Here is a 12688-nt window from a genome sequence, read left to right on the forward strand (position 1 = left end):
CGCCAGAAATCGCGCAGCCGCCGGCGACCTCAGCGGCACGCGGCACGCAACTCCCGGTGGATGCCAAAGGGATGCAGTTCACTGGCCTGCGGCCGGACAGGGTAGAAATGCGGGGGGTGCGGACACTGCGCCGACGGCTTCGGGATGAGTCCACGCAGCAGATCGTCCAATCGCTGTCTATCCGGACACGTCTGATGGAAGGCTGCGATCCGCCGCGCGCAGATGTCGGCATCCGAGGTCTCCCTGTCGTCATCGCTGGAGTCAAGCGACAGGCCGCTGTCGGGTGAGGCGGGCAAGGCGTGGTCCAGGCCGCTCCTGGCTGCTGACGACACGCGATCCCCGCCACCGGCCGCTCGGTCGCGCGCCTGCTTCAGGGCAACCGCCCGCGCCACCGTGCCACGCACAACGCTGGTGCTGGTGCGGCTGGGCCAGGGCTCGCTGCGGTGGCTTGTATTGCGCTCCAACAGCGGCAGACCCTGCAGGCTGAGCAGACCCAGCGGATGACGCTCCTCGCGGCGCACCACGATGGGCTGTTCGCTCAACCAGCTTTCCAGTTCCAGGCTGGGCTCGAAGCGCTTGCGCACGGCCTCGACGATTCTCGGCGGGGCCGACACCTGCGGCCTCTGCCACGGGCCGCAGCGGGCCAGCGCGAATACCCGCGGCGGCGGCAACGGCAGGGCGCCATACAGCGGCCGGGGCGGTTGAGGTTGAGGTTTCGCTTGCGGTCGCTGCGGCGATGGGGCAGGGCGCACCAGGCTGAGCGGATCCTGCTGGCCCTGCCAGAAGCGCATCGCGTTTTCACGCACGGCGCGAAGCCCCCCCAGGTCTACCTGGTGCGGGGCGATCCGGCCCGGCCCGGAGTTGACGACATGCCGGGGCACAGGGACGGGGGCCAGCCCGGCCGCGCTGATCTGGCGCAGGCCCTGGCGCAGCAGGGCGGTCGAGGACAGGGGGCCGGGCGTAGTGGACAGAATGGTCGCGGAAGCAGACAGCATGGCAGTGGGCTCGTCGGTCTGGGGGAGGATCACCGTCGCGCGTTGTCCGCGCAGCGGCCTCCAGTTATCGGCCATCGGGGCCCGCCACGCCGCTTCCGGTACACTATCGGGCCCGTTTCCCAACCACGGTTCCCCGGACATGATGGTCCTCGAGGGCGCGCCCGCCCTGTCGGCGTTCCGCCGCGAACGTCTCGAATCCCGCCTGCAGTCCATTGCCGCCGATCTGCGCATCAGCGGAGCCTGGCAGGTCTACTTCATCCAGCCCGACGGGCAGGGCGTGGCCGATACCGCCACTCTGTGCCGGATCCTGGAGGCGCGTGAACGGGCCGAGCCGCTGGCCGAAGGCGCCACCCGACGCTTCGTGGTGCCGCGCCTGGGTACCCTCTCGCCGTGGTCCAGCAAGGCCACCGAACTGGTGCGCGGAGCGGGCCAGCCGGTCAGCCGGGTGGAACGCGGTCTGCGCATCGATGTGCTGGGTTGGCCGACCGATCCGGCCGCGCAACAGGCATTGGTGAAGGCGCTGCATGACCCGATGACGCAGTCGGTACTGGAGACAGTGGAGCAGGGCAGCACGCTGTTCTCCACCCCAGCGCGCGGCGAACTGGAACGCGTGGCGCTGGATGACCTGGAAGGCGCCAACCAGCGCCTCGGCCTGGCCATGGCGCAGGACGAGATCGACTACCTGCGCGAGCGCTTCGGCCAGCTCGGGCGCAAGCCGTCGGATGTGGAACTGATGATGTTCGCGCAGGCGAACTCCGAACACTGCCGGCACAAGATATTCAACGCCAGCTGGACCATCGACGGCCAGGAGCAGGATCGCTCGCTGTTCCGGATGATCAAGAACACCCACCAGCAGACCCCGCAGCACACGCTCAGCGCGTACAGCGACAACGCCGCGGTGATCGAAGGCCATCCGGCCGCACGCTACCGGCCGGATCCGGCCAGCGGCCAGTACCGCAGCGAAGCGGTGCTGCCCAGCGCGTTCCAGATCAAGGTGGAAACGCACAACCACCCCACCGCCATCGCTCCCTTCCCGGGCGCGGCGACCGGTGCCGGCGGTGAGATCCGCGACGAAGGCGCGACCGGCCGCGGCGGCAAGCCGAAGGCCGGCCTGACCGGTTTCTCGGTGTCGCACCTGCGCATCCCGACCCTGCCGCAGCCGTGGGAGGCGCCGCGCGCGCTGAACCCGCGCATGGCCCCGGCGCTGGACATCATGCTCGACGGCCCGCTCGGCGGTGCCGCGTTCAACAACGAATTCGGCCGGCCGAACCTGCTCGGTTACTTCCGCACCTTCGAACTGGCCGAGGGCGGCATCACCCGCGCCTACGACAAACCGATCATGCTGGCCGGCGGCCTGGGCGCGATCGACCGCGTGCAGGTCGACAAGATCTCGCTGCAGGCGGGCGATGCGGTGATCGTGCTGGGCGGCCCGGCGATGCTGATCGGCCTGGGCGGTGGTGCCGCCTCGTCGGTGGCCTCCGGTGAAAGTGCCGAAGACCTCGATTTCGCCAGCGTGCAGCGCGACAACCCGGAGATGGAGCGTCGCTGCCAGGAAGTGATCGACCGCTGCGTCGGCATGGGGCTGGACAACCCGATCAAATTCTTCCACGACGTCGGTGCCGGTGGCCTGTCCAACGCCATTCCGGAACTGCTGCATGATTCCGGCGTGGGCGGTGTGATCGACCTGGGCAAGGTGCCCAGCGATGATCCGTCGCTGTCGCCGATGCAGCTGTGGTGCAACGAATCGCAGGAACGCTACGTACTGGGCGTGGCCCAGGAACGGCTGGCCGAATTCGCCGCGCTGTGTGCGCGCGAGCGCTGCCCGTTCGCCGCCGTGGGCGTGGCGACCGCCGAAGAACACCTGGTGGTGGCCTACGGTGCGACGCCGGGCAATATCCCGGCCGACGCTCCGATCGACCTGCCGATGGACGTGCTGTTCGGCAAGCCGCCGAAGATGCATCGCGATACCAGCCACCCGCCGGCGCCGCGCTGGCCGGCGCTGAAGACCAGCGGCCTGGACCTGCATGAAGCCGGCCTGCGCGTGCTGGCGCACCCGACGGTGGCGGCGAAGAACTTCCTGGTCACCATCGGCGATCGTAGTGTCGGTGGCCTGACCGCGCGCGAGCAGATGATCGGGCCGTGGCAGGTACCGGTATCGGACGTGGCGATCACCTTGACCGGCTTCGATGGCGTGGTCGGCGAGGCGATGTCGCTGGGCGAACGCACCCCGTTGGCCCTGCTGGATGCCGCCGCATCGGCGCGCATGGCTGTCGGCGAGGCGATCACCAACCTGTGCGCCGCACCGGTGGATGCGCTGGACGAAGTGAAGCTGTCGGCGAACTGGATGGCCGCTGCCGGCCACGACGGCGAAGATGCGTTGCTGTACGACGCGGTCAAGGCCGTCGGCATGCAGCTGTGCCCGCAGCTGGACATCAGCATTCCGGTCGGCAAGGATTCGCTGTCGATGCAGGCGCAATGGCATGACGCAGGCGAGGCGCACAAGAGTGTGTCGCCGGTGTCGCTGGTGATCACCGCCTTCGCGCCGGTGCTGGACGTGCGCCAGCAGCTGACCCCGCTGCTGCAGCGGGATCTGGACAGCGAGCTGTGGCTGATCGGCCTGGGTGCCGGCAAGCAGCGCATGGGCGGTTCGATCCTGGCCCAGGTGCATGCCGACCACGGTGGCCTGCCGGCCTTCGGTGGCACCGCGCCGGACCTGGATGATCCGCAGCGCCTGCGCGCATTCTTCGAACTGATCCGCGATGCGCGCCGTGACGGCCTGCTGATGGCCTACCACGACCGCAGCGACGGCGGCGCCTTCGCCGCGCTGTGCGAGATGGCGTTTGCCTCGCGGATGGGCCTGGACATCCTGCTCGATGCCTGGGGCGATGATCCGTTCCGCAGCCTGTTCAACGAAGAGCTGGGCGCGGTGGTGCAGGTCGCGCGCGAAGACCGGGCGGCGTTCGCCGACCTGGTGGAACGCCACGCCCTGACCGAGTGCGCGCAGCGCATCGCGCGGCCGACCACCGCACCGGTGGTGCGTGTATCGCTGCACGGCGAAAACGTGGTCGAGTGGCGCTGGGAAGCGCTGTTCGATGCCTGGTGGTCGGTCACCCATGCCATGCAGAAACTGCGTGACAACCCTGAGACCGCCGACCAGGAACGCGAGGTCGCACGCGCCTTCAACGCACCGGGCCTGAAGCCGAAGCTGGGCTTCGACCTGGATGAGGACATCGGTGCGCCGTTCATCAACACCGGGATCCGGCCGAAGGTCGCCATCCTCCGCGAGCAGGGCGTCAACGGCCAGATTGAAATGGCGAACGCCTTCGAACGTGCCGGCTTCAGTGCGTTCGACGTGCACATGAGCGACCTGATCGAAGGCCGCGTGGACCTGCGCGATTTCACCGGCCTGGCCGCCTGCGGTGGCTTCAGCTACGGCGATGTGCTCGGTGCAGGGCGTGGCTGGGCGACCTCGATCCTGGAGCGAAATGCGCTGCGCGATGCATTTGCGGCGTTCTTCGCGCGCGAAGACAGCTTCTCGCTCGGCGTCTGCAACGGTTGCCAGATGATCAGCCAGCTCAAGTCGATCATCCCGGGTGCCGAGCACTGGCCGCAGTTCCGCCGCAATGCCAGCGAGCAGTTCGAAGCCCGCACCGCGTTGCTGGAAGTCGTGGAATCGCCTTCGATCCTGCTGCGCGGGATGGCCGGTTCGCGGCTGCCGGTGGCGGTGGCGCACGGGGAAGGCCGCGCGGTGTTCGACACCGCCGTGGACCAGGCCGCTGCCCGGGTGTCACTGCGCTATATCGACGGCGACGGCAACGTGGCCAGCCAGTACCCCCTCAACCCCAACGGGTCACCCGAGGGCATCACCGGCCTGACCAGCACCGATGGCCGGGTCACCATCATGATGCCGCACCCGGAACGCACGCCGCGTGCGCTCAACCTGAGCTGGGCACCTGCTGAATGGCAGGGCGACTCGCCGTGGCTGCGGATGTTCCGCAACGCCCGCGTATGGTGCGGCTGAACACCGTTCAGTGATGCAGAGCGCCAATCCGCAGGCGTACTGAGAACCCGCCGGGCAACCGGCGGGTTTTTTCTTGGAACATGCTCGATGCGCGACGTTGGGCGCCAATAGGTTACTGAACAGGCGAAGTCCAGCTCGCTTGGAACAGGCTGAACTCTTCACATGAATGCACTGAACCGAGAAGGCAGTCACGTCATTTCTTTTTTCTTCGTCAAGCTATTGACGTCAGGAAATGTTCACGTTAAACCTTTAGCTCGTTCTGGAAACATTCAGTCAGCCGCACCCGCAGGACCGCGCGCACCGCTTCACGTTGCACTGCTCGCCGTTCGGCAACTGCAGTAAATCACGCGAACAAACGCCCTCAGGGGACGTTGGGCCATCGGGCCCGGCGGTGGCGTTGCTTTGCCCGAAAACCAGCCCAACCAGGAGTCGTACGCAGATGAATCGGATTTATCGCAAGGTCTGGAACAAAGCACTCGGACAGCTGGTCGTGGCCTCGGAACTGGCCTCTTCCGACCAGCCCGGCAACGTCATCGACAAGCGCCGCCGAGGCAGTGGTCCGATCCTGGTGGGCGCCTCGTTGGCGATGGCCTTGGGATGGGGAGCGGCCATGCCGTCGGCCTTGGCCCAGTCCGTTGCAGTCGGTGGCACCGAAGCGTGCACCCTGGCGGACGGCTCGCTGGCGCAATGCGCGGTGACCGGCAACGCAGTGGTTTCCGGTGCGACCGCAGTGGCCGTGGGTGACAGCAGCACCGCCACCGGCCTGTACGCCGTGGCCATCGGCGCCGACGCCATCGCTGGCAAATCGCTTGCGTCCGCCTTCGGTGGCGGCGCGCAGGCCAGCGCGACCAGCAGCACCGCGCTCGGTGCAGGCAGCGTGGCATCGGCCAGCAACAGCGTGGCGGTGGGTGCGGATTCCATCGCCACCCGCGCCGACAGCGTGTCGGTCGGCAGTGCCGGCAGCGAGCGCCAGATCACCAACGTGAAGGCCGGCACGGCCGACACCGATGCGGTCAACGTGGCCCAGCTGGACGAAGTGGCTGCCGTCGCCGACACCACGGCGAAGTATTTCCAGGCCACCGGCAGCGACGACAGCGATGCCGGCGCCTTCGCCGCCGGCGCCAATGCCACCGCCATCGGTGAGGCGTCCAATGCGCTGGCCGATGGCAGCACGGCCCTCGGCAGCGGTGCTGCCGCCGTGGCCAGCAATGCGACGGCGGTCGGTTTCAACGCGCTGGCCAGCGGCCAGAACAGCGCCGCCTTCGGCAACAACGCCCAGGCCAGCGGCCCGGGCAGCGTGGCGGTCGGTGGTGCGGCAGTGGACGCCGATGGCAACCCGCTGATCACCAACGGCGGCGTGCCGGTGGATACCGGCGCCACGAGTGCCGGGGTGGGCGCCACCGCGGTCGGCGCCAGCGCCGAGGCCAGCGGCTTTGCGTCGTCTTCGTATGGCCTGGGTGCCTACGCTGGCGGCGCGCAGGCGTCCGCTTTCGGTGCGGTGTCCAATGCGATCGGCGATTACTCCACCGCCATCGGCACCGAATCGGTCGCCACCGGCACCAGCAGCGTGGCCATCGGCGGACCGGCGGACCTGATCCCGGGCCTGGGCTACTTCGTTCAGACCCAGGCCAGCGGCGAATCGGCCACGGCCGTGGGCGCCGGTGCCATCGCAAGCGGTGACCTCAGCCTGGCCAGCGGCACGCTGAGCGAAGCATCCGGCGAGCAGGCCACTGCTGTCGGTTACTTCGCCTACGCCCCCGGCGACCGCGCCAGCGCGCTCGGCGCGCAGAGCTGGGCCAGCGGCGAAGACAGCACCGCGGTCGGCTTCTACAGCACGGCACGGGGGGCCAACAGCGTGGCGCTGGGCGCCAACTCCGAGGCAGTGCGCGCCAATTCGGTCGCGGTCGGCAGCGTCGGCAACGAGCGCCAGATCACCGATGTAGCGGCCGGTACCGAGGCCACCGATGCAGTGAACCTCGAGCAGCTGGACGCAGTGGCTGCTGTAGCCGACACCACGGCCAAGTATTTCCAGGCCACCGGCAGCGAAGACAGCGACGCCGGCGCGTTCGCGGCCGGCGCCAATGCCACCGCCATCGGCGAGGCGTCCAATGCGCTGGCCGACGGCAGCACCGCGCTCGGCAGCGGCGCGACCGCCGTCGCCAGCAATGCGACGGCAGTCGGCTTCAACGCGCTGGCCAGCGGCCAGAACAGTGCCGCCTTCGGTAACAACGCCCAGGCCAACGGCCCGGGCAGCGTGGCCGTTGGCGGTGCGGCAGTGGACGCCAATGGCGACCCGCTGATCACCAACGGCGGGGTGCCCGTGGACACCGGTGCGACCAGTGCCGGCGTGGGCGGCACGGCCGTCGGTGCCAGCGCCGACGCCAGCGGCTTCGCCGCTTCGTCCTACGGCGTGGGGGCCTATGCCAGCGGCGCGCAGGCATCCGCGTTCGGCGCGGTGTCCAATGCCACCGGTGATTTCTCCACTGCCATGGGTACCGGCAGTGCGGCCACGGGCAACAGCTCGGTTGCCGTGGGCGCCGATTCGGCGGCCAGTGGCGGCTACAGCACCGCAACCGGCCAGGCCAGCATCGCCAGTGGCACCAACAGCGTGGCCGTCGGTGGGGCGCTGTTCGGCCTGCTCGCCACCGAAGCCTCCGGCAATTACTCCACCGCCGTCGGTGGCGGTGCCTGGTCGCCGGGCGCCAACAGCACCGCGCTCGGCAATGCGGCCGAGTCACGCGGTGACAACAGCGTGGCACTGGGTGCCGACTCCATCGCTACCCGCGCGGACAGCGTATCGGTCGGCAACACCGACATGCAGCGGCAGATCACCAACGTGGCCGCCGGTACCGAGGGCAGCGACGCGGTCAACCTGGACCAGCTCAATGCGGTCGCCGCTGGTGCGGAGAACACCAGCAAGTACTTCCAGGCACAGCCGGAAACCGGCACCGACATCGGTGCATGGGCCGAAGGCGAAGGGGCGCTGGCGGCCGGTTCGGCCAGCAACGCCATCGGTGATGGCGCCGTCGCACAGGGCGCAGGTGCTGCTGCCGTCGGCAACGACAGCGTGGCGGTCGGCCGCAACACCAGCGCCGGCGGCGAAGGCGCGGTGGCCATCGGTGGCCTCGGCCAGGCCTATGACGAATACAACTCCCCGATTTTCAACGATGACGGCAGCGCGGTACTGACCGGCACCACCGCCAGCGCCGGTTCCACTGCGGTGGGCAACGCGGCACAGGCTACCGGCCTGGTCAGCAATGCCTTCGGCTCCGGCGCACAGGCCACCGGCGACAACAGCTTCGCCGGCGGCAACAAAGCGCGCGCAACCGGCGGCTACAGCGTGGCGATCGGTGACAGCGCGTGGGCGAGCAGCGATGAAAGCACCGCCGTCGGCGGCTACAGCTTCGCCACCGCGGCAGGTGCAACGGCGTTCGGTTCCAGTGCATGGGCCACGGCGACCAATGCCTCCGCGTTTGGACCGGCGGCTTGGGCCAGCGGGAGCGGGTCGACCTCCATCGGTTACAACAGCTGGGCCGATGGGGCCAGCTCCACGGCGGTCGGCCGCGGTGCATTCGGCTACGGTGACTACAGCGTCGCGATGGGTTACCAGGCGCTCGGCAACACCATCAACAGCATCTCCATCGGTACCAATTCCGAAGCGCTCGGCGAGAGTGCCATCGCGATCGGTGCGGGCAGCAGCGCTGCCGGTGACAACAGCGTGGCCCTGGGGGCCGGTTCGATCGCCGATCGCGAACGCAGCGTCTCGGTCGGCACTGCCGGCAACGAGCGCCAGGTCACCAACGTGGCAGCGGGTACCGAAGGCACCGATGCGGTGAACCTGGACCAGCTGGACGCGGTGGCCGCCGCCGGCGAAGCGACCAGCAAGTACTTCCAGGCCACCGGCAGTGATGACAGCGACGCCGGTGCCTTCGCCTCCGGCGCCAACGCAACGGCCATCGGCGAGGCGTCCAACGCACTGGCCGTTGGCGCAACGGCGCTCGGTAGTGGGGCTACGGCGGTGGCTCAGAGTGCCACGGCGGTCGGCTTCAACGCCCTGGCAGCCGGGCAGAACAGCGCCGCATTCGGTAACAACGCGCAGGCCACCGGCCCGGGCAGCGTCGCCGTTGGCGGCGTAGCCGTGGACGAGGACGGCAATCCGTTGATCACCAATGGCGGCGTGCCGGTGGATACCGGTGCCACCAGTGCGGGGCTCGGCGGCACTGCCGTCGGTGCCAGCGCTGTTGCCAGCGGTTTCGGTGCAGCATCCTACGGTCTGGGTGCGTATGCCTCCGGCGCGCAGTCTGCTGCCTTCGGTGCGGTATCCAACGCCATCGGCGACTACTCCACGGCCATCGGTACGCAGACCCTCGCCACCGGCACCAGCAGCACGGCCATCGGTGGTCCGGTCGATCTGCTGCCTGGCCTGGGCTTCTTCATCTCCACCGAAGCCAGCGGCGAAGCCGCCACGGCGGTGGGCGCAGGTGCGCAGGCCAGCGGTGACAACGCCACGGCGGCCGGCACGCTGGCGTTCGCTACCGGCGACCAGAGCACGGCCATCGGCTATTTCGCCAGCGCCAATGCGGTCAACTCGGTAGCGCTGGGCGCCGACTCGGTGGCCAACCGTGACAACACGGTCTCGGTAGGCAGTGCCGGCAACGAGCGCCAGGTCACCAACGTGGCAGCGGGTACCGAAGGCACCGATGCGGTGAACCTGGACCAGCTGGACGCGGTGGCGGCAGTGGGCGAAACCACCAGCAGGTATTTCCAGGCAAGCGGCAGCGCAGACAGCGATGCGGGTGCTTTCGTCGAAGGCGAAAACGCCTTGGCCGCCGGCGAGGCCAGCAACGCCATCGGCGATGGCGCGGTTGCACTCGGCAGCGGCGCGACCGCGATCGGCAACAATGCCGCCGCGGTCGGCTTCAATGCCTTGGCCTCGGGTGAAAATGCCAGCGCCAGCGGCTTCAACGCGCAGGCCACGGCCGCCAACGCCATCGCCAACGGTGCCAACGCCGTGGCGTCTGGTGAGTACGCCACCGCCAATGGGGCAGAGAGCCTGGCCTCGGGTGAAATGAGTGCGGCGTTCGGCGCCGGCAGCATGGCCACCGGCGCCGGCAGCACCGCCAGCGGCGTGCTGGCTGAAGCCAGCGGCGAAGAAGCGGTCGCGGTGGGTTACTTCAGCACCGCCGATGGCAGCGGCGCCACGGCGGTGGGTTCCGAAGCGGTCGCCATCGGCACCACGGCCGCCAGCTTCGGCTTCGCCGCCGAAGCGACCGCCGGCTACAGCACGGCGGTGGGCGGTTACGCACAGGCGTCAGCGTTCAATGCCACTGCGCTGGGCAGCTTCGCCGATGCATCAGGTGCGAACTCGGTGGCACTCGGCGGGGACGCGGTGGCCAGCGGTGCGTACAGCACGGCGGCCGGCCAGGCCAGCATCGCCAGTGGCACCAACAGCGTGGCCGTCGGTGGCGCGCTCGGTGGGCTGTACGCCACCGAAGCATCGGGCAACTACTCCACCGCAGTCGGTGGTGGTGCGTGGTCGTCCGGGGTCAACAGCACCGCGATCGGCAACGCGGCGATATCCGCAGGGCTCAACAGCGTCGCGCTGGGTGCAGACTCCATCGCCGACCGCGACAACAGCGTGTCGGTCGGTGGCGCTGGGGCCACCCGCCAGATCACCAACGTGGCCGCCGGCAGCGAGGCCACCGATGCGGTGAACCTGGCCCAGCTGGAAGCCGTTGCCGCAGCCGGTGCGACGGCCAGCAAGTACTTCGCCGCAAGCGGCAGCGAAGACAGTGACGCCGGTGCGCTGGTGGACGGCGAGAACGCGCTGGCCGCAGGCGAAGCCAGCAATGCGCTGGGGGACGGTGCGATCGCGCTGGGCAGTGGCGCGACCTCGGTGGGTGCCAACGCCTCGGCAGTCGGCTTCAATGCCTTGGCGGCAGCAGCGAATGCCACCGCCAGCGGTGCCAACGCGGCTGCATCGGCCGAGTACGCTACCGCCAACGGTGCAGAGAGCGTGGCATCGGCTGAAACCAGTTCGGCCTTCGGTGCCGCCAGCGTGGCCAGTGGCACCGGCAGCACCGCTGCTGGCGCCTTGTCCGAAGCATCGGGCGTGGAGTCGGTGGCAGTGGGCTATTTCAGCAGCGCCGCCGGCGATGCGGCGACGGCCGTCGGTGCAGAGAGCAGTGCCAACGGCAGCGTGGCCGCCAGCCTCGGCTTCCGTGCCGATGCCAGTGGCGACTTCAGCACGGCGGTCGGTGGTCTCTCGCAGGCCAGCGCGTTCAACGCCACCGCGGTCGGCAACTCGGCCGTGGCCTCCGGTTCCGGCTCGCTCGCCCTTGGCGGTGACGCGCTTGCCAGCGGCGCACGCAGCGTCGCACTCGGCGCCGGTTCGCAGGCGCTGGAAGCGAACGTGGTGTCGGTCGGCGGCGGCAACGGAGCCAGTGCACCGGCGACCCGTCGCATCGTCAACGTGGCCGATGGTCGCCTGACCGCCGACAGCAGCGATGCGGTGACTGGTTCACAGCTGACCAGCACCAACCAGCGGGTGGGTGCGGTAGAAACCAAGGTCAGCGATATCGACAACCGCATCGGCGGCCTGCAGACCACCCAGGCAAACACCCTGGCCTACGATGACTCCGAGCACGGCAAGCTGACCTTCAGCGGCACCCAGGGCACGGTGGTGGACAACATCGCCGCCGGCAGCATCAGCGGCGACAGCCGCCAGGCCGTCAACGGTGGCCAGCTCTTCCAGTCGCTGGCCAATGCGGCCAGCATGCTGGGCGGTGGCGCCAGCGTCGGCCTGCAGGGCGTGTTCGTCGCGCCGAATTACATCATCCAGGGCAACACCTACAACAACGTCGGCGACGCCTTGACCGCGCTGGACAGCCGGGTTTCCAACCTGGGCCAGAGCCTGGCTTCGGGCACGCCGGTCAGTACCGCACCGTCGCCGGCCGCCGGTGGCAGCGGCCCGTCCACGGCCGCCGGCGGCACATTGCCGGTCGCCACCCCGGCCGCGGACGTCAGCCCGCAGGCAGTAGTCGGCCAGGGCGCGGTCGCCAGTGGCGCAGGTGCCACGGCGATCGGCCTGGGGGCAACGGCCTCGGCGGACAATTCGGTGGCACTGGGCCAGGGCTCGGTCGCAGACCGCGCCAACTCGGTGTCGGTCGGCAGCGTTGGCAACGAACGCCAGGTGACCAACGTCGCCGCCGGTACCCAGGCCACCGACGCGGTCAACAAGGGCCAGCTGGACAGCGGCGTGGCCTCGGCCAACAGCTACACCGATTCGCGCATCAAGTCGGTCGCCGACAGCTTCGACGTGTTCAAGGGCGACGTCGACGGCAAGCTGCGCAACATGGACCGCCGCATCGACCAGCAGGGCGCGATGAGCGCGGCGATGCTCAACATGGCCACCAGTGCGGCCGGTGTGCGCACCCAGAACCGGGTCGGCGTCGGCGTCGGCTTCCAGGGCGGCGAATCGGCGTTGTCACTGGGCTACCAGCGTGCGGTCAGCGACCGCGCAACGGTGACCTTCGGTGGCGCGTTCAGCAGTGATGACAGCTCGGTAGGCGTCGGTGCCGGCTTCGGCTGGTAACGCCTGGACGAGGGAAGAAACACGGCGGCGACCGTCCGGTCGCCGCTGGCCAGTGAAGCCTGAGGGGGCGGGTCACGG

General features: G+C 69.2%; 3 protein-coding genes. 2 read left to right on the top strand and 1 reads right to left on the bottom strand.

Annotation, left to right across the window (positions count from 1 at the left end):
• Window positions 1-29: 29 nt before the first annotated feature.
• Window positions 30-1070, bottom strand: a complete 1041-nt coding sequence (locus IFT63_RS12110) for a hypothetical protein (protein WP_192084349.1) — start codon at window positions 1068-1070, stop codon at window positions 30-32.
• Between the two features lie 64 nt (window positions 1071-1134).
• On the opposite strand from IFT63_RS12110, the gene purL reads away from it, so the two are divergent.
• Complete coding sequence (purL, locus tag IFT63_RS12115; protein ID WP_192084350.1) at window positions 1135-5016, top strand: phosphoribosylformylglycinamidine synthase; 3882 nt, start codon at window positions 1135-1137, stop codon at window positions 5014-5016.
• 439 nt (window positions 5017-5455) lie between these two features.
• Window positions 5456-12610, top strand: a complete 7155-nt coding sequence (locus IFT63_RS12120) for an ESPR-type extended signal peptide-containing protein (protein ID WP_192084351.1) — start codon at window positions 5456-5458, stop codon at window positions 12608-12610.
• Window positions 12611-12688 lie beyond the last annotated feature (78 nt).

Source organism: Stenotrophomonas sp. CFBP 13724, from assembly GCF_014841975.1.
Lineage (GTDB): Bacteria > Pseudomonadota > Gammaproteobacteria > Xanthomonadales > Xanthomonadaceae > Stenotrophomonas > Stenotrophomonas lacuserhaii.